Annotated in this window: 16 protein-coding genes; 11 read left to right on the top strand and 5 right to left on the bottom strand. The window is 39.7% G+C overall.

Going from position 1 to position 20,880, the window contains the following annotated elements; all coding sequences use genetic code 11:
- Positions 1–25 precede the first annotated feature (25 nt).
- Together CLHUN_RS12015 and CLHUN_RS12020 are read right to left on the bottom strand one after the other, a co-directional pair.
- Positions 26–1,684: a nucleotidyltransferase family protein gene (locus CLHUN_RS12015; RefSeq protein WP_080064837.1), complete on the bottom strand. Its 1,659-nt coding sequence runs from the start codon at positions 1,682–1,684 to the stop codon at positions 26–28.
- Between the two features lie 140 nt (positions 1,685–1,824).
- On the bottom strand, positions 1,825–3,222 hold the full coding sequence (locus tag CLHUN_RS12020; protein ID WP_165755734.1) for a helix-turn-helix domain-containing protein: 1,398 nt from the start codon (positions 3,220–3,222) through the stop codon (positions 1,825–1,827).
- 314 nt (positions 3,223–3,536) lie between these two features.
- Here CLHUN_RS12020 and CLHUN_RS12025 point away from each other — a divergent pair, with 314 nt between their 5' ends.
- The 7 genes from CLHUN_RS12025 to CLHUN_RS12055 all read left to right on the top strand — a co-directional run bounded on the left by CLHUN_RS12025 (position 3,537) and on the right by CLHUN_RS12055 (position 10,627).
- Entirely contained in the window at positions 3,537–3,986 is a 450-nt protein-coding gene (locus CLHUN_RS12025) for a hypothetical protein (RefSeq protein ID WP_080064839.1), read from the top strand.
- Between the two features lie 180 nt (positions 3,987–4,166).
- Positions 4,167–4,757 (top strand): S24/S26 family peptidase, encoded by a 591-nt coding sequence (locus tag CLHUN_RS12030; RefSeq protein WP_080064840.1) that lies wholly within the window; start codon positions 4,167–4,169, stop codon positions 4,755–4,757.
- A gap of 21 nt (positions 4,758–4,778) precedes the next feature.
- On the top strand, positions 4,779–5,072 hold the full coding sequence (locus tag CLHUN_RS12035; protein ID WP_080064841.1) for a PqqD family peptide modification chaperone: 294 nt from the start codon (positions 4,779–4,781) through the stop codon (positions 5,070–5,072).
- Positions 5,073–5,079: 7 nt separating this feature from the next.
- Positions 5,080–5,964 carry a hypothetical protein gene (locus CLHUN_RS12040; protein ID WP_080064842.1) on the top strand — a complete coding sequence of 295 codons (885 nt, stop codon included), beginning with the start codon at positions 5,080–5,082 and terminating at the stop codon, positions 5,962–5,964.
- A gap of 47 nt (positions 5,965–6,011) precedes the next feature.
- Entirely contained in the window at positions 6,012–7,802 is a 1,791-nt protein-coding gene (locus tag CLHUN_RS12045; protein WP_080064843.1) for an ABC transporter ATP-binding protein, read from the top strand.
- Between the two features lie 21 nt (positions 7,803–7,823).
- Entirely contained in the window at positions 7,824–9,599 is a 1,776-nt protein-coding gene (locus CLHUN_RS12050; protein ID WP_165755735.1) for an ABC transporter ATP-binding protein, read from the top strand.
- 158 nt (positions 9,600–9,757) lie between these two features.
- Positions 9,758–10,627, top strand: a complete 870-nt coding sequence (locus CLHUN_RS12055; RefSeq protein ID WP_080064845.1) for a DMT family transporter — start codon at positions 9,758–9,760, stop codon at positions 10,625–10,627.
- A gap of 126 nt (positions 10,628–10,753) precedes the next feature.
- Here CLHUN_RS12055 and CLHUN_RS12060 read toward each other — a convergent pair whose 3' ends face one another.
- Genes CLHUN_RS12060 through CLHUN_RS12070 form a run of 3 tightly spaced genes read right to left on the bottom strand, consistent with a single transcriptional unit; the run spans position 10,754 to position 15,353 of the window.
- Positions 10,754–13,210 (bottom strand): transglutaminase-like domain-containing protein, encoded by a 2,457-nt coding sequence (locus CLHUN_RS12060; protein WP_080064846.1) that lies wholly within the window; start codon positions 13,208–13,210, stop codon positions 10,754–10,756.
- A gap of 3 nt (positions 13,211–13,213) precedes the next feature.
- A complete protein-coding gene (locus tag CLHUN_RS12065) occupies positions 13,214–14,410 on the bottom strand; it encodes a DUF58 domain-containing protein (protein WP_080064847.1) in 1,197 nt (398 codons plus the stop codon).
- A complete protein-coding gene (locus CLHUN_RS12070) occupies positions 14,397–15,353 on the bottom strand; it encodes an AAA family ATPase (RefSeq protein WP_080064848.1) in 957 nt (318 codons plus the stop codon). The genes CLHUN_RS12065 and CLHUN_RS12070 overlap by 14 nt, the downstream gene beginning before the upstream one ends.
- A gap of 359 nt (positions 15,354–15,712) precedes the next feature.
- Here CLHUN_RS12070 and rpsO point away from each other — a divergent pair, with 359 nt between their 5' ends.
- The 4 genes from rpsO (at position 15,713) to dpsA (ending at position 20,880) form a co-directional block, all read left to right on the top strand.
- Positions 15,713–15,976 carry a 30S ribosomal protein S15 gene (rpsO, locus tag CLHUN_RS12075; RefSeq protein WP_080064849.1) on the top strand — a complete coding sequence of 88 codons (264 nt, stop codon included), beginning with the start codon at positions 15,713–15,715 and terminating at the stop codon, positions 15,974–15,976.
- Positions 15,977–16,318: 342 nt separating this feature from the next.
- A complete protein-coding gene (locus tag CLHUN_RS12080) occupies positions 16,319–18,433 on the top strand; it encodes a polyribonucleotide nucleotidyltransferase (RefSeq protein WP_080064850.1) in 2,115 nt (704 codons plus the stop codon).
- Between the two features lie 150 nt (positions 18,434–18,583).
- The gene (locus CLHUN_RS12085; RefSeq protein WP_080064851.1) at positions 18,584–19,825 is read left to right on the top strand and encodes a M16 family metallopeptidase; all 1,242 of its coding nucleotides are present in this window, start codon (positions 18,584–18,586) and stop codon (positions 19,823–19,825) included.
- Between the two features lie 191 nt (positions 19,826–20,016).
- On the top strand, positions 20,017–20,880 hold the full coding sequence (dpsA, locus tag CLHUN_RS12090) for a dipicolinate synthase subunit DpsA (protein ID WP_080064891.1): 864 nt from the start codon (positions 20,017–20,019) through the stop codon (positions 20,878–20,880).

Consider the following 20,880-nt stretch of genomic DNA (forward strand, 5'->3'; position numbering starts at 1 on the left):
ATTTTTTACAGAGTCCTTATAGTGCTTACTGCAAGGTCAGCTCTCCGTACCAGTCAACATCCCACCAATTGTCATCCTTACCGGCCCAGGTCAAACGTGTTTTTCTTTTCTCAGTAAGGGCATCGCAGAGATTAACGGCGATATTGAATCTGAGTTTTTTCCCCTTGGCGGGGGAAATGTCAAGATAGCCCCAGGGAATAGCTGCAGACAGTTCATAACCGTCACTATGTATGGAAATATTGTACTTGATAATATCCGGGGGTATCAAAGCAACGGTTTTTCCGTTGATTATGGATACACTTGCATTTTCTGTAACTACCGGAGCAAAAATCATTTGACGGTAGGAAATGCTTGAACCGTTGGTTATTAAAAGCTCAACTCCGTCCTGGTCACTGAAAGCTGAAACACTGCCTTTAAAAACATTATTGCTTTTATACACTCTGATGTGAAAATGCAAGGATTCCTCATCCCAGAACAGTCCGCCTTTTGCACTGCCCTCAGAACTCGACCGGGGCTTATCCCCGCATGAAACATAGGTTCCGTATATATTATCGGTTTTTTCAGAAAACTCATCTATTACGAACAGGCCATTTTGGTCGGAAGCTTCAATATCTGTAATATGCGGGCAGTAAAAAGGCTGCTTTTCTATGCCCTCTGAGGGAGTCATCTTTTCCATGATATGTTCAAAATCATTGTACAGGATATCTTTAGCGGTTAACTGATGTATAAGTTTGGAGCATAGCTTTTTAGCCGAGTGAGACATATCGGTTCCTTTTAAAATCAATTCACTTAGGAAATCCCCTGGAATTCTATGAGGATAAATACTGTCAAAAAGATAAACGGAAAATGCCAGGTAAATGCAAATATGTGATTTGTCCGCCCGCTCCAGTATACTGTTCCAGGATATGCAAGGGCCGTATTTGTCAAGCAGCAGTGCCATATCATGAAGGTTTTGGAGATTGAAGGCTTCACATGACTTGCCGATACAATAGCAGTTAAATGCAACAACAAAGTGCTCATAGAAATGAAGCAGCAGAAACATCAGGTTATCGTTAAGCTCCAATAAATGAATGGTATGTCCGCCTTCAAGCCTTGCAACAGCTCTTGCAATAAGTCCGGAGGTATCAACTTTGGCTACGGCGGCCTGGGTCATATTCAAATGCAATTCCAGAAAAACCAGGGCTTTCTTGCCGCCTATGATTGCCGGTTTGGCAAATTCCTCATGTTTCATGATTTTTAATCCGTCTATATTTTTCTCAACAGAGTTCCAGGGCTGGAAGCCATAGTCTTTGGAAAAGGGCTGGTACCCCATTTTGCGCAAGATATCCAGCGTGGGAAGGAGGCTGTTGCCATCAATCAGAATATCAATATCTGCGGATTGTCTCGTTTCTATTTTATCGTATATATCCCGGCCCAGAAAAAGACCTTTGAGGACAATTACCTTTATGCCTGCCTGTTCTGCGGCATCCCAGATATTAAAAAGCTCTTCCTCAAAAACCTTATTTTTTGCCTTCTGTAAGGCCATCCTTGCACATGACCTCAAATATTCGGTTTGGTCAAGCTTTTTAACGGTATCGGAAAGGATTGTTCCCAATTCAAATTTGCCTATATCCGTAAGCAACCGGATATTATCACTTGCATTACTTATGAGAAAATTTTCAAGTTCCTGTATTGCAGAATTCATAGAGTCTCCCTTCTGTAAGAAACAACAGTATTATTTAAGAGATCTGAATGTATAAGGCATTTTTAACAGACATTTTTCAGGTAAGCATGCAGGAATACGTATATTGCCAATATGGAAATATATTAACATTTAATTAAATATTATACAATAATGGAATCGGAAGCAAGCTTAATCAACTCATATTTTGAATTAATTTCAAGCTTGTGATAAATATTTCTTATATGAGTTTTAACTGTATTTTCACTGATTTTCTCGTTATAAGAAATACTGCGTACGGACATTCCATCCAACAGCATTTTTACTATAGACTTTTCTTTTTTTGTAAGAACTGAAAAAACATGAGGTTCCCGGAGTTCCTTTGTGTGCTTGAACTCATCCTGGTGTATTTGGGAAAACAGCTCTTCGCAGCTTCTCATTTCTGATGGGACAGAGTCCATAATATTTTTATGAAGCATAGTGTAGGTATCAGTAATCAACTGACTGCCGGATAAGAAAAAGTCATAGCACTGCCTGGCCGGATTGTACCTGTATGTAATGGAATTGCCGTTTTCCTTCAGAACAAAATTGAAATCAGATAATTTCACATATTCCTGGGTTTTAATGAATATAACTTCAAGCCTGCTGCTTTTTATAGTACTGTAAAGAAATTGCAAATGCTCTAAACAGAGCTTTTTATCTACAAAAACATGTCTATCCTCAAAAAACTCAATCCCACAATATTTTATTTTTTCATCACAGGACAAGGAATTCATAAGATCTGTAAATATAACTACATTGTGCCTGAATTTTGCAATATTTTTTGTAAGTTGCTTAAAACCGGCGGTATAGGCAGATAACCTCTCTTTTTGAACAGCCCTGGTCAAATTCAGGCTTTCCAGTACTTTTTCATAAACGGAGGGAGGCATCATGAGAGCTGTCAAAGTATTAAAGCATGCAAAGTAGCTGCCAGGAAGCTTTTTGAGGTTTGAAAGCTCCAAAAAATAGTCAAAATTGCAAAAGTCGGACAGAGCATTTATTGGTATACTGTTTTGTTTCATAAGATAAAAAACCTTCTGATAGGAGCAGACAATTTCCTTTCGTCTGAAGAAAAAGGTTACGGAATCCTCCATACTGCCTGATTCAATGGAAAATACACATACCCTGTTTTCAATCAGAAACAGGGTTATTTTGGGCTGATTCGGCTTATAATTATTTAAAACGTGGCCCTCAACTTTTCCTGACAAATATATAGGAACCCAGTAATTTATTATGTACACCAAATTTGAAACGCTGCGGTCAAAGCTGTGCAGCACAGTTGCCTTTCTCACCTTTTCAAGGGATTTAATAAAATAATCTCTTGAGGCTTCAAGAAAAGCATTATCCTGACTTAGCCACAATAAATCAGAGCTGCTTGTAATCAAGATATCCTCCTGCCCGGAAGCTTGTGATATTTCATCAAGAAACATTTTAAATGCCTGCCTTCTTCCGGCAACCCCTTTGAAAAGGCTTATATCCCCAGATTGAGAGTCTATCAAATTTTCACGTGTATAGTTATGCATATATACCACCATAATACAAAAATGTTAATTTTATTATAATTAAAAAAAGTATTACATTCAATCAATAAAAATACTTATTTGTGATTATATACAAAAACAATATACAAAAAGTATAATAATTCCAGGAATACATATATTTTTCAGGAGCAGCAGTAATATGCCAATAAGCATGCAAATTAAAGTTTTAATGTCATTTTTTAGTCATGGCCGATGACCTGGCAATTTATTCAAGGCCATCAGTCAAAAAGTTTTCAGGATTTTAAGCTGAACCAGCGTCCTAATTACCAATTTGAAAATTGAAAGGAGTATGTACGATGACTTATTTAAAACCTTTGATAAAAAGCTTTTCAGAAAATGAACTTCAGAACTCCATAATTGCTTCCGCATCCTGGGGAGGAGGAGGCAGCAGCTTCAGCGGCTCATATGATTTCGGAAGTTTTCAGATAAGCGGCAGCGGAAGTGCATCCAACACAGGCAGCCTTAGTTTCAGCGGTCAGGCACAATATAATTTCAGTGACAGCGGAAATCTTAATTTCAACTATGGTGCAACTGTTGGCAATGATCTCAGCTTATCAAACCAATCATATAATCTGGGCGGGCAATATAATTATAATGACAGCCTGTCTTTTAACGCTCAGTACAATTTAACAAATCAATCAGCTACTGTAGGCGCACAATATAATATTAACGAAAATACATCCATTAATATTAATTACAATTCGGGAAATCAATCGGTCAATGCAGGAGTCAGTATTAAATTCTAGAACTGTTTGATTAAAAAAATGACTTTATTTAAGCTTTGGTTTGCATGCTTGCATATCTAGTAAAAATTGCAATATTTAAGTCCGAAACAGAATGTATAAGGCATGCTGTGAATAAAGTCAATTGCTGCCGGCTGTGAGCCGGCAGCAATTGACTTACAGTAAAAGGAGCAGGATTAGTAAATGCTGGAATACGAAAACAAACAAACCATGATAGACCTGCTGAAAATGAGAAAAAAGCTGAATATTCCCACATGGATAACCTCCTGGGGCTATAGCATGCTTCCGCTGATTTTTAATGGTAGCAAGGTATGGATTACTCCTCCGGCAAAGGAGGTCAGGCCCGGAACTGTGCTGGTTTTTGAGGTTGAAGGCAATTTATTGATACATAGGCTTGTAAAAATTATAAGAAAAGATGGAAAGGTACTGTACCAGACTAAGGGCGATAACGTGTTTTACCGTGATATAATGATCGACGCTGTAAATATTCTGGGGATTGTAAAGAGAATAAAAAGAAAGGAAAGCAAACGGGAAATTCTCCTTAGACAGAATACTGTGCTTTCCAGGCTGATTTCCATAATATCCTACAGAGAACATAAGATACATGTGTTAACATATGACTGCACCAAATATAAAAAATATTTTATTGATGCATTAAAATACTTTTTTAAAATGGTCATATGGCTTCTTTCATATATTGAACTGGCATTATTGATGGGTTTTAACCGGCTGACACCTGAAATGGGCGGGTTAAAAAGTAAAAAAGGAGTGTGAGATTTTAACGTGGAGGTTAATATGAGCTTCAGTAAAGCTGCAAAAATATTGAAATGCACCGATGTAGAGGAGTATACACTTGAGGACGGAAATCTTGTGCTGTTTAAAAGAAATCCGGAATATACCCATGTTTTAAATGAAACTGCTGCTTTCATATGGAACGAATGCCATATGAAAAGCTTTGATGAAACAGTTGCAGCGCTTGCTGCTGCGCTGATGGAACTGGAAATAGGCATGGACGAGCTTGTTTCCGATTGTGAAGAGCTTTTTGAAGATATGCTGAACAAGGGCTTGATTACTCTTGGTGAACAGTGAGGTAAAAATGAAGCAATTCTATACTGAAAGGTATTTGTCACATAAAAGTATCGGCTGGTTTATTTGTATTAAAAATTATGTGGAAGAGCTTGATACTACAATTGCTTTTATGTTTAAAATGTTTGAGGAGAAAGAAATTAATGGAGGCATTACCGGCTTCAGGGGCAGCTTCTATCTGCAATACGAAGATGAAAAAGGAATCCGATTGAGCTTTGAAGATAATAAAATAGCGTACTCCTGTAATCCTGGCATAATTCTTGGAGCATTGTATGAGGCGGCTTTCCTGCCTGTATTTTTGGAAAAACCCCAATGGTGGTATATGCATGGAGGGGCGGTAAGCCTGAACAGAAAAGCGGTAATTATGACCGGAACCACCCATGCGGGAAAAACCACCATGATATCTACCATGTGTTCAAAAGGCTGCTTATATCTTTCAGATGACATTGTTCCGGTGAGTGTGGACAATTATTATGTGACCTCCTTTCCCCATCCCATTACCTCAAGAAATATTTACAATATGGATGCTGAAACTCTGAGGGCGTATTTTGATATATCAAGACTGAAAATGCTTGGAAAAAACAAGCTCGCTCCAAATGGAGATGAGAAATTCATCATGAATCCTAAAAGCTATGTAGATACAGGTGAAGAAATCCCAATGGCAGCCATAGTCATTCTTAAAAGAAAAACAGGGGGTTTTACCGGGGTAGGCATGAAAAGGCTGGATTCCATGGAAGCCTTTATCAGTTTGCTTTTAAATTCAAGAAATCCGGAATGTATGGAGAAAAACAGGAGTACTGCTGCCGGAATTTTAAAAAAATGCCCGGTTTATGAAATTGAATATGCTGAAAGCTCAGAGGCGGCCCCCTATCTTTTGGAGCTGTTAAGTAATTAAGCATTGGCACCGGATTAGCAGGAGCTTATTTTGTGGGGATACAAATAATGATTAAAGAAAAAAATTCAGCGTCTGCCCTTAAACTGCTTAAAATTATGGTAAACAAGGATAAAAGTAGCCTTTGGAAGCTGCTTTTAGTATATGCTGCAGCCATAATATCGGCGTCACTGGCCGTTGTCAGAATACATGGAATGAGGATATTGATTAACGGTACTGTGGAAAAGGATATTGAAATGGCATACAGCGGATTATTGTTGCTTTTTTGCTTTAATATACTTTTTGCACCCGTACTTGGCTTTTTTGAAGAATATATGTCCCAAAGGCTCACAGCAGATGCAAACCAGAATTTGCAGGAAATTGCAATGGAGAGCATTATAAAATGCCGCATTGAATATCTGACAGGCCAGCATAGTTCTGAGCTGCTGCATACCATTCTGACTTCAATAGCAAGAGCGGTTGACGGAGTAGTAAAGATAACAAAGGGAATTCTGTCGGCGGTGTGCTCTGCAGCAGTTGTTATTTTTTATCTGTTTTTAAAGGGCTCCAGCATGTTTCTTGGGATAGCGCTTATTACGGCAGGATTATCACTGCTGCTGATACCTCTTTTTTCAAAATTTAAAAAGGCCTATTCCCGGGAGGAAGCTGCGAAGCATGAGATGGAAGCATTTGTGCAGGATGCTGTTCTCGGAGCTGAGGTCATCAGGACATATTCCATGAAAGAAAATTTCGCAAGGATTTTCAGTGAAAAGTACAGAAAGTTTCTTGATAAATCAAAAATTTCAAGTATTATTAATTCCTCAATAATTAATGTGAAATTTATAATCGGGCTGGCAGGAGCATTGTTCATATTCACATATGGATGGTTTTTGACGGTAAACGGAAAAATGGATGCCGGAACGCTGATGGCTTTCTTTTTGGGTTTCTGGATTACAATGGAACCAATTTCCAGACTTTCTGTGCTCTGGTCTGATTTTTTGGAAGCAAGGCTTCATGCCCAAAGATTTTTTAAACTTATTGATTTTGAGCAGGAAGCGGTTGCAATTTCTTATGCAGGCAATAGTCAGACAAATATTAAGGCTCATATGGAGGCTCATAAGGAGGAGTTCCGTATCACCTTTAAAGATGTATGCTTCAGCTATGGAAATAATCAGGTTTTGAAGGGGATATCCTTTGAAGTAAGAGAGAATACGGCTGTGGCAATTGTCGGACCCAGCGGAGCGGGAAAAACAACGCTGCTCAATCTTCTGGTGAGATTTGTACGTCCGTGCAGCGGCAGCATAACACTAAACAATATAGATATTAATGAATACGATCTGGATTATTATAGAAGCCTTACAGCGGTGGTTCCTCAGGAACCTGTTGTCTTCAGCACAAGCTTTTACAATAATATTTCATATGGAAATTTGAAAGCCGGCCCGGGGGAGATAGTCAATTCTGCAAAAATAGCCGGTATACATGACTTTATCATGAACTGTAAGGACGGCTATTATTCTGTGGTAAGTGAAAGGGCTGTCAATATTTCGGGAGGAGAGAGGCAAAGACTTTCCATAGCAAGGGCAATTTTGCGCAACCCCAAAATACTTATTTTAGATGAACCTACTTCTTCACTGGACAGCTATAACGAAACACTTGTCAATGAGGTTATTTGCAGTGCTAAAAAAGCTGGTGTTGTGTTTGTTGTGTCCCATCGCATGTCAACAATAGCCGGTGCGGATGTAATACTTTTCATTGACGGAGGCAAAATTGCTGAAATAGGGAGTCCTCAGGAATTGATGGCTGCAAGAGGAAGGTATTATAAATGGATAATTTCTGAGAGTGAAGACAGCCCTGCAGGATAATTCCATATAATGGAGGCTGGAATGACTGATATAACGCAGTTTAAAATAATATCTGCAAAAAGCAGAGCTATACTGAAAAGAATAATGGCACTGGGCCGGCCATATTTCTTCCTGATATTCCTGGCATTTATGCCCATATGGATATATACGGCGTACAATTTTTCCTTTGCGCTGTTTCAGCAAATAATAATCAATCTCACGGAGACAAAGGATCAGGAAAGCCTGGAACAACTCTTAAAAATAGTTCTTACAGCTTCCATAGGCATAATTGCCTTTCTCATAGCCGGAGAATTTCTGAAAAGCCATATACAGAATCTGATAGTTGGAGATTTGAAGAAGTCCATGTTTGAAAAGCTGAATAGTCTTATGCTGAACAAGCTTAACCAACTCAGCTCATCGGATGTTTTCTTGAGGATAACCTGCTATTCGGAAGCTATTATCAGGATCATCACGAAGGATTTTTACAATGTTTTGTATAACTCTTTGATATACCTGGTTGCCTTTTTCTATCTGGCACGCTCAAGCGTATATCTTGCTTTGCTTGCCGCTTCTACAGGACCTGTCATGCTGCTTATAAGCAATATATCCAAGAAAAGGCAGGACACGATCATCAGCGGCCAGACACAGACTGTAAGTAATATCAGGACGTTGTCACACCAGATAATTTCAGGGATGAAGGAAATAAGGATTTTTAATATAGGAAAACCATTTATAGGACTGTACCTACAGCAAATAAATGAACATAAACAATTCACTTTAAGGCTTCAAATGCTGCAAAACATACAAAACCAGCTTTCAAACATAATAAAGAACGGTTTTAGTGTTGTCATACTGTATTTTATATGCAGTATGGCTATTCAGGATAAAATAAGCATAGGAGAGGTAGTTGCCTTTAATTATATTTTTGGAATTATGCATGGCCCTGTGGTAAACATCGCCAATACAATTGTTTCTGTACGTCAGGGTATTTTTCATTCGGAAATGGTTTTTGATTTTAATGATACTGAAGACGAGAGGGATTCTGAAGCTGAAATTGAAGCAGGGCCTGGAAATAAAGCCATGAAAGAAAGTGAATTTGCAATAGATATTGATAACGTGTACCTGGGGCTTGAAAGCGGCAGGGAACAGATATTCAAAGGGATCAGCCTGAAAATCAGGGAGGGTGAAAAGGTTGCCCTTGTAGGACCGAGCGGTGGAGGAAAGACCTCGCTGCTAAAGCTGTGCTGCGGATTATATCTGCCTGACAGCGGTGATATAAGACTTTTCGGACATTCAGTCAAAGCTGATATTGAAGCCGCAAGAGCTTTTGTTTCCTATATTCCTCAAACTCCTTATGTTTTCCCCGGAACTGTAAGCATGAATATAAGAGCGGGAAATGATGAAATAGACGAAAGGGAAATCTACCGTTCGGCGGTGGAGGCATTTGCACATGATTTTATTATTAAAATGGAAAAGGGGTATGAAACCCGGCTGAAGGAGTCAGCCGCAAATATTTCTGTGGGGCAGAAGCAGAGAATTACCATAGCGAGAGCGTTTTGCAAAAATGCTCCTATTCTTGCAGCAGATGAGCCTACTTCCTTCCTCGATAAGGAGGCCGAGGACGTTTTTTATAATTCCATTTACATGAAGCATAAAGACAAAACAGTAATTGCGGCAGTACATAAGCTGAGTACTGTCAAAGACTTTGACAGGATAGTTGTTATAGACAAAGGTGAAATTGCGGAAGAAGGGACACATGAAGAATTATTGAAAAAAAATGGCCTTTATGCAAGGCTGGTTTACTATACATTTTCATAACCACTTTAAATAGTTTTCAATTCCGGATTTTCATGATAAAATTATCAATTGTATTAAATATTCAAGCAAGAGCTTTTATACTACATATTAATCGAAGGGATTGATTCAAAATCAAAGAAATATACTCACGGAAAGTGCTTCCCAAACTGGCATTATTTATGGCAGCCTTTATATGGGGAAGCTCCTTTTTTATTATGAAAGATACTGTTGATGTGTTCCCGCCATATATACTGTTGAGTATACGGTTTACGATTGCCAGTATCCTTTTGGGAATAATTTTTTTTAAGAGGTTAAAGCAGATAAATTTTGATTATGTATGGAAAGGGGCGGTAATAGGGCTGTTGCTTTTTCTGGCCTACAGTACCCAGACAATTGGAATTACAGAAACTACACCCGGGAAAAATGCCTTTTTAACGGCTGTTTATTGCGTAATTGTACCCTTTTTGTTCTGGCTGGTTGACCGGTCAAAACCTGACCGTTACAACTTTTTTGCAGCTTTCATTTGCATTTCGGGCATAGGACTGGTAGCACTGAAAGGCGATTTTTCCATCGGGTATGGTGACGCTTTTACCCTGCTGGGCGGTTTTCTTTTTGCAGGACATATGGTGTCGGTTGCAAAGCTGGGGAAGGAAAAGGACCCCATAATATTGACCATATTGCAGTTTGCTTTTGCAGCTTTGTTTTCTTGGTGTATAGGTTTGGCCTTTGAGAAATTTCCCGGCAGTTGGGGAACGGATAATTTGATAGGGCTGCTTTATCTGGCTGTATTTGCCACTGCGGCGGCGCTGCTGTTCCAGAATATGGGACAGAAATGGACTCACCCCTCGGCAGCCGCTATAATACTTAGCCTTGAGTCGGTTTTTGGCGTGCTTTTTTCAATTGTATTTTATGGCGAGCAGCTTACAGGCAGGTTGACAATTGGCTTTTTAATGATATTTATTGCTGTTGTGGTATCTGAAACCAAGTTATCCTTTATAAAGGATAGGCTTATTGTAAAAAAGGACCATGAAAAAGCCGCCAACGAATAATTTGTTTTTCGGGTGCCGGAAATCCGCATCTATATACAGACCCACGGTAAAACCTGTGTACGGCAGGTTTTACCGTGGGTCTGTACTTGAAAATACCGACTATGCCAAAAGGCCCATATGACAGCCTTAAAATCTTCCCAGAATATATCTTGAGAATCCAAGCTTGAACCTTCCGGATTTTTCCTGTATCAATTCCAGCAGAATGTCAATAAATTTCAGAGTTTCTTCTATCTCCTGGACTGTTATGGAATTACGGCTGTACCTGGCTTTTACGTAATAGCCTGAAATTACGGTAAAGCTTGTCTTGTTAAAAGAGAAGCCTTTAATGTCAAAATGTTTTTCTACCCTGTCGCCGAACTGTGACGGTGTCTCACCGGGGATTATATTCACACCCAGATGCTTTAATGCCTTTAATATATAGCTGTATGCAAATAGCATGGCTGTCGTGGGGTCGGATTTCTTGATTTTTCTTTGCAGTTTATAAAATCTGAAATAATTCAGAGCTATAAGCACAAGCAATACGAGAATTATAACTCCCATAAATGAAGCTGAAATTATCAGAATCAGCAAGGGCTTATCAATGCCCTCTTCCTCGGGAACCGAGTAGTCCGTATCAAAGCCGATGCTTGCGCTCTGATTTCTGTACCTGTTCATCATTTCCATATATTCTTCGTAGCTGGTATCCAGCATTTCACTGCTTACTGTTGCTGAGATGGTTCTGTCCGCATAAAGATTTGCAACGAAGGGGGAAGTGGGTTCAAAAGGAATCCAGCCGTAATCGTTGAAGTAAACTTCCACCCAGGAGTGAGCCTGTTGATTTGTGACCTGATAAACACCTTCTTTGGTATCAGGAGGCAGTATATAGCCCTCCACATATCTGGCAGGGATGTCAATGCATCTGAGCAGTACCGTCATGGCTGAAGCATAGTAGGTACAGTAGCCCTTTTTGCCTTCAAACAGGAAATAATCCACAAAATCCTTGCTTCTTGGAGGGTTGCCGGGAACAAGGGTATAGGGATAATTTCTGGAAAGGTAGGTTTCTATTGCCTTGGCCTTGTCATAGTTGTTGTCCAGGTCCTTTGTCAAATCCTCTGCCAGGTTTCTGACTCTTGGAGTAATTGTATCGGGGAGCTGGGTATATTTTGTATATATTGAGGCAGCCTGGGCAGGAACCGCTGAAGCAGGGATTTCTCTTGCCTCAATGCTGTCCAGGCTCTTAACCCTTTCCGCAGTGCTCAGGTGGACCCGCCCGGTTTCCATGTTGCCGGTCATGCCGGTTTCAGAACCATTATGACTTTTCCGCAACATGTCAATTAACTTTTTATTTCCAAGATTAGGACTTATATATTCAATGGAATAGGAAAAACCTTTGTTCTGCAGTACCTTGGTAGAGAGCATCTGCTGGGTATCACTGGATACCTGCTGGGTGGCTGGAAACTTCAGACGGTAAGTTTTTGAGGGCAGGAACAGGGACTTGGTTTCCATATTTACCAGCTTTACCTCTGCGGTTGAGTTTTCAAAATAATCATTTTTTTCCAAGTCTATAGGCCCGGAAACGTCATTTGATGTGATAAGTCCCCTATAAAACAACTCTGCATCAGAATTTAACTTATCATTGAATTCCTTTGATGCTCCAAGAGAGGTGAAGCTTACATCGTCATCATACCAGCGGTGACCGTCGTAATTCACCTTGGAGGTTGCTCTCAGGTACAGGTTGGGATGTGAAGTCCTGACATCCAAAACACGGGTATTGTTGAGTTTCAGGTTGCCCCCCAGTCTGTCTGTCTTTCCGAAGCCTGTTACGCCAAAGGAAAAATAGTCAAAAGAAGAAACATCCATTCCTGAAAATTTATCAATGATTCTGTCAAAGGTCTTGTTTATTTTGGTATCAAGCCAGGGAAGAGATATACGTGCCTGATTAAGTGGAAACAGTGAAATGGTCAGAACCATTACAATCATGCATACAGGAAGCAGATATACAAGGTATTTGAGCCTGTTGCCAGCATCATAGGTTTTTTCCCTGCTTCTTCTCTGAAGAATCAGGAAGAAATAATAGAGCATAAAAGAAAAAATGAACAGGACAAAGGAATATTTACTGCCTTCCACCTTTAACTGCAATTGCATGAAAAATATGCTGAAGAACAGTATTGTTGTAACATAGAAATTATAAATCTTGATTGTAAAAATAAAAACGAACAGGGTTATGAGGAAAGCTATTGAAATTATAGTGGCATTAAAAAATAATGGGACGGAAATATCCTTAAACCCGTTGGTCAGATCCACAAACCAGATGGAATACCTGTTACACCAGAATATAATGTTTTCCAGGCCTGTTTTAAAAATAATCGTTGATGCACCGGCTATCAGCAGGGCAACTGTCACAATCAGGGAAATTATTGAAGACAGCCTGTTCCTGAACATGGCAAAAAACAGAAGTGTGAAAGGTATCACCGCAAGGAATATGGTCAGGCTGAAGGTATGAGTCATAAACAGAGAAGTGTACAGAGTCTGGCTGATACTTGCCGACATAAGCATTACAAGTAACAAGTTGGCAAGTATAGCAAATTTGTTTTCGCGTGTCATTAGTTACACCCCCAGAACCAATTTAATGTCGTCGTCAGGATTGATGGTATATGCCCTGACCCCAATTTCCGGTAAAATATCAAGAATGTCGTCTACAACCTCCAGGCTGTCTTTTATAAGAGTTTTCGGAGAAACATATATCAGACAGATGGAATGGTTTGTCATCTGAGCCTTATATATGACATTATATAAATCCACATCCAGGATACTTGTGAGAATTATCATGTCATTTGAATTACTACTGCTTTCATAGTGAAGAGACACAATATCAGCCAGCGGAACCTTTTGTCTGAAAACCACCGCAGACAGTATTTTGTATATGTTTTCAAATTCATGCCGGTTCGAGACCTTTAAAATCTCCAGCTTATGGTCAAAAAACATGTAGTTTACCGATATGCCCCTGTGGAGGTAGTAATTGAGAACTGCAACTGCGGTTTCAACAATCTTGTCTTCCAGAACTATGGAGCTTTCATTTGAATAGGTATGTCTCAGGTCCACAAACAAATTGACATTTGCATCGGAAGTACACTGGTAATTCTTTATCATCCAGGTATTGCTTCTGGCGGACAATTTCCAGTGGATTTTCCTGAAGCTGTCCCCATACTGATAATTTCTCATATCCATAATATTGTTCACATCCTCAACCGTACCCTGGGATGTGCTTTGTGACTCATAGCTGTTTGTTGTAAATACATCAAATTTCGCAAGATGCTCAATTTTAGGGTGGACAATTATTTTTTTTGTTTCAGGTATCTTATAGTTTAATCTTATGAGTCCCAGGAAATCCTCAATATGTATATGGCTTATTCCTACCTCGTATTCGCCGCGGTATTTGCACTGCATGTCAAAAACAAATTCCTTTTTGGAAAAGGGAGTAATGGAAAGGCTTTGTGAATAGCTTTCAGAATTAAAAAGCATATGTGATCCAAAAAAGGATACATAGACATAGGGATAAATCATAAAGTCTTCATTACTGAGTTTGATTACAAGTTTGACCGACTCACCCTTTGTAATTACTCTCTTGTCAATATCCTGAACAAACTTGAACCGGATGTAAACATAAATAGTATAGCCTATTGAAAAGATAAGCAGCGACAACAGGGTATTCAGTAAAAAGGAGGGAATGAACCCGCCAAAATTATATTTAAAGATAAATGCAAGTACCAGCAGAAATATAAATGTTATCCTATTTTTTTTCATAGTTGTCTACCAAAGGTATATATACCTTGTCAATTATGTTTGTTAAAATATCCAGCGCCGACATCTTTTTGAGCTTCGCCTCCTGCTTGAGAATAATTCGGTGTGAAAGTGTGGGCAGCAGCATTTTTTTAATATCTTCGGGCAGCACGTAGTCTCTTCCGTTGTAATAGGCCCAGGCCTGAGCTGCGCGGCAGACTGCCAGAGAACCACGAGGGCTTGAACCCAGAGCTATATATTCATGTTTTCTTGTCATATTCACAATATCCACTACGTAATTTTTCAAGGTCTTATCAATATAAACCTGTTTTACCTCGTTCTGAATGTTTATGATATCAGAGCTTTCTGCCACCGGCTGCAGCATTTCCAGAGGGTTGTCCTGAAGGAAACGTGAAATTATGTAAACTTCCTCGCCGGCTTGGGGATATCCCAGGGAAATTTTTAAGAAAAATCTGTCCATTTGCGCTTCGGGCAGAGGATATGTTCCGATATATTCGATGGGATTCTGAGTGGCAAGTACCATAAATGGTTTTGGAAGCTTGTAAGTGGTACCGTCCACTGTAACCTGATTTTCTTCCATTATTTCAAGAAGACTGGATTGTGTCTTGGGGGAGGTTCGGTTTATTTCATCGGCAAGTAAAATTTGGCACATTGCACTACCGGGCCTGAATTCAAATTCGCAGGTTTTTTGGTTGTATATGGAAAAGCCTGTGATATCGGAGGGGAGTACGTCCGGAGTAAACTGAACTCTTCTGAAGGACGCTGAAATTGACTTTGCCAGGGCAGAGACCAAACTGGTCTTTCCAACACCGGGGACATCTTCCAGAAGTACGTGGCCGTTGCATACCAGGGCAACCAGAGTCAGTTCTATTGCATTCCTCTTACCAACAATTACTTTTTCCACATTGTCAGCAATATTTTTTAAAACAGCAGAGTTTTTATTCATTGCATCATCTCCTTCGTTAATACAAGTAATAATCTAATTATATAATTATGACCCCGCATATTCCATATAATTTCTGTCCATATAATTACAGGAAAAATTATTAAATAATGATAAAATAAGCGGTTTTTATTTATCTGTATATATAATGGTGAAATAATGGTCAAAATAATAAAGAATTTATTGATAATGTTATAGATAACTGTTACTATGAATGATAAAATTAATATTGTAAATAATTATGAAATATGCTAGAATACCAAGGTACAAATTTTCAACCATTAACTACGTTTTTGGGTTCTCCGTCCAATTACCTGGTTTATGGCGTTTAAATTATTTTATTATTTGGAGGTTACAAAACCATGATGAAAGAAACAAAGCAGGACATTATCACAAAGTATCAGCTTCACGAAGGCGATACTGGTTCACCTGAGGTTCAGGTAGCTATTCTTACCGAAAGAATCAACCACCTCAATGAGCATTTCAGAACTCACAAAAAGGATCATCACTCAAGAAGAGGTCTTTTTAAAATGGTAGGTGCCAGAAGAGGTTTGTTAAACTATCTTCAAAAGAATGATATTGAAAGATATCGTGCTATTATTGAGAAACTTGGTCTGAGAAAGTAATTTTTTATAGTACAGGCAGGCGAAAGCCTGCCTGTTTCTAGTTTAAGCACTGCAGTGCGGAGGCTTATTACATATTTTGTGGAAAAAATTAAATAGCCTTTATTTAAATAAGAAGCAAAAAAAGTAGAAATAATATCAGGTATGATTAAATAATTTGACCATACCTTGACACCTGCATATGGCTATGGACGGTAGAAGGTAGATTGTACGCCAAAAAGCCGGCTTCGGAAGAGTTACGGTAAAAGTAACGGGAAGTACCCGCACTTTGGCGCAGAATCTACATGCTACAGTCTGTAGTTTTAAATAGCATATGAAAACTATTAAAAACTTAGGAGGACTAACATGTCAAAAACATTCAGTATGGAACTGGCAGGAAGAACACTTACCATTGAAACCGGCAAACTTGCTCAACTGGCAAACGGTTCGGCATTGGTAAGATATGGAGACACCGTAATCATGTCTTCGGCGACTGCATCATCTTCACCCAGAGACGGGATTGATTTTTTCCCTCTCAGTGTTGATTATGAAGAGCGTCTGTATGCTGTGGGAAAAATTCCCGGCGGCTTTATAAAAAGAGAAGGAAAGCCTTCCGAAAAAGCAGTATTGACTTCAAGAGTAATAGACAGGCCAATAAGACCTCTGTTTCCAAAGGATCTCAGAAATGATGTGGCTGTAGTTAACACCGTAATGTCGGTGGAACAGGATAATTCACCTGAAATAGCTGCCATGATAGGTGCATCTGTGGCAATCAGCATTTCAGACATACCTTTTAACGGCCCTATCGGCGGTGTGATTCTGGGGTTGATTGACAACGATGTTATAATAAATCCTACCGAGGAACAGAGGGCGAAGAGCAGTATGTATGTTACCCTTGCCGGAACAAAGGAAAAGATCACCATGATTGAAGCGGGGGCAGATATTGTTTCTGACGAGGTGATGTTTGATGCCATTAAAAAGGGACACGAAGAGATTAAGAAGATATGTGATTTCATAAACAGCATTGTCACGGAAATTGGCAAACCCAAATTCTCTTATGAATCCGCAGAGGTTCCGCAGGAACTGTTTGCAGCCGTAAAGGCCTTTGGCTATGAGACCATGAGACAGGCTGTGCTTGCAACCGACAAGCAGGACAGGGATGAAAAGGTAAGCAAGCTGACCGAGGAGACTCAGGCTGCTCTTGCAGAACAGTTCCCCGATATGCAGGCTAAAATCAATGAGGCCATTTATAAGCTTGAAAAGAAAGTAGTTCGTGAATATATCCTTAAAGAGGGCAAGCGTGTAGACGGAAGACGTCTTGATGAAATCAGGCCGCTTTCGGCTGAGGTGGGAATTCTGCCAAGGACTCACGGCTCGGGACTTTTCCAGAGAGGACAGACACAGGTACTTACAACGGTTACTCTTGGTGCAATGGGCGATGTTCAAATGCTGGACGGAATTGATACCGAAGAGACAAAAAGATATATGCATCACTACAATTTCCCAGGCTACAGTGTTGGTGAAGCCAAGACCTCAAGAGGCCCCGGAAGAAGAGAAATAGGACATGGAGCCCTTGCAGAAAGATCACTTGTACCGGTTATTCCCTCTGAAAATGAATTTCCTTATGCCTTCAGACTTGTATCTGAAGTGCTGATGTCAAACGGTTCCACTTCACAGGGAAGCGTTTGCGGAAGCACACTGGCCTTGATGGATGCCGGCGTTCCCATAAAAGCACCTGTTGCAGGGATATCCGCAGGTCTGGTTATTGATGAAGAAAATCCCGACAGCTTTATTACCTTTATGGATATTCAGGGTATCGAAGATTTCTTCGGTGATATGGACTTCAAGGTGGCAGGTACCACTGAGGGTATTACGGCAATCCAGATGGATATAAAGGTGGACGGTTTGACCTACGAGATTATCCGACAGGCCTTTGAACTTACAAAAAAGGGACGTATTCAGATAATCAATGATGTTATGCTTAAGGCGATTCCAGCTCCCAGAAAAGAGCTTTCGTATTATGCTCCAAAGATAATAACTACAAATATTGATCCTGATAAGATACGCGATGTTATTGGACCCGGCGGAAAGATGATCAACAAGATAATAGCTGAAACCGGTGTAAAGATAGATATTGAAGAGGATGGCAGAGTGTATATACTGACTCCGGATGCAGAGGCTGCTCAAAAAGCGCTTAAGATAATACATGGTATTGCCAAGGAAATAGAACCAGGTGAAATCTTCATGGGTAAGGTGGCTAGAATAACCACATTTGGAGCTTTTGTAGAAATTTTACCTGGAAAGGAAGGTCTTGTTCACATTTCCAAGCTTGACAAGAAGAGAGTTGAAAAGGTTGAGGATGTTGTCAGCATAGGAGACGAAATTCTTGTTAAGGTTACTGAAATTGACAAGCAGGGAAGAATAAACCTTTCAAGAAAAGATGCAATGAATGAAGAAAATACTTCGGGAGAAGCGAAATAATATACTTGCCGGGCATTGTGGACAGTATATAATATTTTGTATGGTATCAGGGCGTAGACATTTGTTGTTTACGCCCAGTTTACTATTTTTGATTTATAGGGCAACTTGTATTTGATCATATGGACTTTAAAAACAACATTGGAGGACTTGATGTTTAAAAAAATATTATTGGATAATGGCTTGAGGTTGGTATATGAACGAATTTCCTATGTCAGATCGGTTTCTGTGGGTGTCTGGGTAGGAACAGGTTCAAGGAATGAGAATACTAAGAATAACGGTATATCCCACTTTATCGAGCATATGCTTTTTAAAGGCACAGCAAACCGTACCGCAAAAGAAATTGCGCAATGCATTGATGCCATAGGCGGGCAGATAAATGCTTTTACAGGGAAAGAGTGTACCTGCTATTATACAAAGACCCTGGATACACATTTAAATGTTTCTCTTGAAGTGTTGTCAGATATGCTGTTTAATTCCAACTTTGCCGGCAATGATATAAAAGTCGAGAAAAAGGTTGTTGTTGAGGAAATCGGAATGTATGAGGATACTCCCGAAGAACTGGTTCATGATATTTTTTCGGAAATGGTGTGGAGTGGAAACTCTCTGGGTTATCCGATTCTCGGGACACAGGAATGCATTAGCGGGTTTAACAAAAAAATGATTAACCAGTATATGGAAGAAAATTACACACCTTATAATACGGTTATATCAGTTGCCGGTAACTTTGACGAGGAACAGCTTATCCAAAGTGTAAACAAATACTTTGGTGCCTGGCAGTGTAAAAAAGAATACAGGGATAAATTTGTGACGGCACAATACCGCACTGACAGAACCGTCAGGGAAAAGGACACCGAACAGGCACATCTCTGTATGGGTTTTCCGGGGATTGAGCATGGTGATGACAGGATTTACTCCCTGCTGGCCTTAAACAATATTTTTGGAGGAGGAATGAGTTCCAGGCTCTTTCAAAAAATCAGGGAGGAAAAGGGCCTTGTATACTCCATTTACTCCTATCCCTCCACCTATAAGACAGCGGGATTATTTATGATTTATGCAGGCATGAATCCTGAATGTCTCCAAACTGTAATTGATCTCACTAAAAAGGAAATGGATCTGCTGATAAAAAAGGGCATTTCCAGGGATGAACTGGACAAGTCCAAAGAACAGCTAAAGGGTAACTTTATTCTCGGACTTGAGAGCACCAACAGCCGTATGAACAGTATAGGAAAAGCCGAACTGATGCTCGGGCGTATAAATACTCCCGAAGAGGTGCTGGGAAAAATGGACAGGATTACTATGGACAATATCCGTGAGGTCATTGACATGGTTTTTAAATATGAAAACCTGAGCATGTCGGCAGTGGGAAATCTTAAAAAAGAGATAATACTTTGATTTCAACAGAATATTAAAGATAATTTCAGCATAAATAAACCGGTGGGTGTTTTTCAGCCCGCCGGTTTATTTATGCCAAAATAATGGATTTGGGTACAGGCACTAGGCAGTTGTCCATTTCATAAAATATATTAGTCGTCATAAATAGTTGATATCCAGTCCGAGGAACGGGAGGGTCTAGTGTGGAGAAGATGAAATTTACAATTATCGGAGGAGATTTAAGGAATGTAAAGTTGGCCGAATTAATTGCTGCAGAGGGTAATTCGGTTAATATATATGGGTTTGACAAAGCCAGCTTTGATGTGAAAATCAGGCAGAGCAACACCATAGAAGAGGCCGTTGACGGCTCTGATGTCGTAATAGGTCCCATACCCTGCTCAAACGATAATGAATATATTAATGCACCCTTTCACAGCGAAAAGATTTTGATACATGATGTGTTTAAATTCATGAATAAAAATCAGTTGTTTATCGCCGGAAGAATAAGTGACAAAATAGTGCACCTGGCACAGGTATGCAACGTATACAACGTTGATATGCTGGAGCGGGAGGAAATGGCTGTACTGAACGCCATACCTACGGCGGAAGGCGCAATACAGATTGCTATGGAGGAAATGCCCACAACCCTACATAACAGCAATGCTTTGGTGCTTGGATACGGAAGAATCGGAAAAACACTTGCCAAAATGCTTCAGGGTATTGGCGCAAATGTTTTTGTTGAAGCACGCAAATATGCAGATGTTGCATGGATTAAAAGTTATGGGTATAAAGCGGTAAGTTTGTCTGAACTGACGCAGACTGTAAAAGATATGAATGTCATATTCAATACTATTCCTTTTGTTGTTTTGGATAATGACATTCTGAAAATGTTAAATCCTGAATGCTTGATAATTGACCTTGCTTCAAAACCGGGTGGTGTTGATTTTGAAAAAGCGAAGGAAATCGGACTGAAAGCTATCTGGGCGCTGTCGCTCCCTGGAAAAGTTGCCCCTGTTACAGCTGCAGAATTCATAAAGGACACAGTATTTAATATTATTGAAGAGTTGGGGGTATAA

Origin of the sequence: Ruminiclostridium hungatei (assembly GCF_002051585.1) — a bacterium.
GTDB classification, from domain to species: Bacteria; Bacillota; Clostridia; order Acetivibrionales; family DSM-1351; genus Ruminiclostridium; species Ruminiclostridium hungatei.

Bases quoted from the DNA above. Each gene is read 5' to 3' on its own strand.
- CLHUN_RS12015 (WP_080064837.1), bottom strand. From the start codon at position 1,684: ATGAATTCTGCAATACAGGAACTTGAAAATTTTCTCATAAGTAATGCA.
- CLHUN_RS12020 (WP_165755734.1), bottom strand. From the start codon at position 3,222: ATGCATAACTATACACGTGAAAATTTGATAGACTCTCAATCTGGGGAT.
- CLHUN_RS12025 (WP_080064839.1), top strand. From the start codon at position 3,537: ATGACTTATTTAAAACCTTTGATAAAAAGCTTTTCAGAAAATGAACTT.
- CLHUN_RS12030 (WP_080064840.1), top strand. From the start codon at position 4,167: ATGCTGGAATACGAAAACAAACAAACCATGATAGACCTGCTGAAAATG.
- CLHUN_RS12035 (WP_080064841.1), top strand. From the start codon at position 4,779: ATGAGCTTCAGTAAAGCTGCAAAAATATTGAAATGCACCGATGTAGAG.
- CLHUN_RS12040 (WP_080064842.1), top strand. From the start codon at position 5,080: ATGAAGCAATTCTATACTGAAAGGTATTTGTCACATAAAAGTATCGGC.
- CLHUN_RS12045 (WP_080064843.1), top strand. From the start codon at position 6,012: ATGATTAAAGAAAAAAATTCAGCGTCTGCCCTTAAACTGCTTAAAATT.
- CLHUN_RS12050 (WP_165755735.1), top strand. From the start codon at position 7,824: ATGACTGATATAACGCAGTTTAAAATAATATCTGCAAAAAGCAGAGCT.
- CLHUN_RS12055 (WP_080064845.1), top strand. From the start codon at position 9,758: ATGGCAGCCTTTATATGGGGAAGCTCCTTTTTTATTATGAAAGATACT.
- CLHUN_RS12060 (WP_080064846.1), bottom strand. From the start codon at position 13,210: ATGACACGCGAAAACAAATTTGCTATACTTGCCAACTTGTTACTTGTA.
- CLHUN_RS12065 (WP_080064847.1), bottom strand. From the start codon at position 14,410: ATGAAAAAAAATAGGATAACATTTATATTTCTGCTGGTACTTGCATTT.
- CLHUN_RS12070 (WP_080064848.1), bottom strand. From the start codon at position 15,353: ATGAATAAAAACTCTGCTGTTTTAAAAAATATTGCTGACAATGTGGAA.
- rpsO (WP_080064849.1), top strand. From the start codon at position 15,713: ATGATGAAAGAAACAAAGCAGGACATTATCACAAAGTATCAGCTTCAC.
- CLHUN_RS12080 (WP_080064850.1), top strand. From the start codon at position 16,319: ATGTCAAAAACATTCAGTATGGAACTGGCAGGAAGAACACTTACCATT.
- CLHUN_RS12085 (WP_080064851.1), top strand. From the start codon at position 18,584: ATGTTTAAAAAAATATTATTGGATAATGGCTTGAGGTTGGTATATGAA.
- dpsA (WP_080064891.1), top strand. From the start codon at position 20,017: ATGAAATTTACAATTATCGGAGGAGATTTAAGGAATGTAAAGTTGGCC.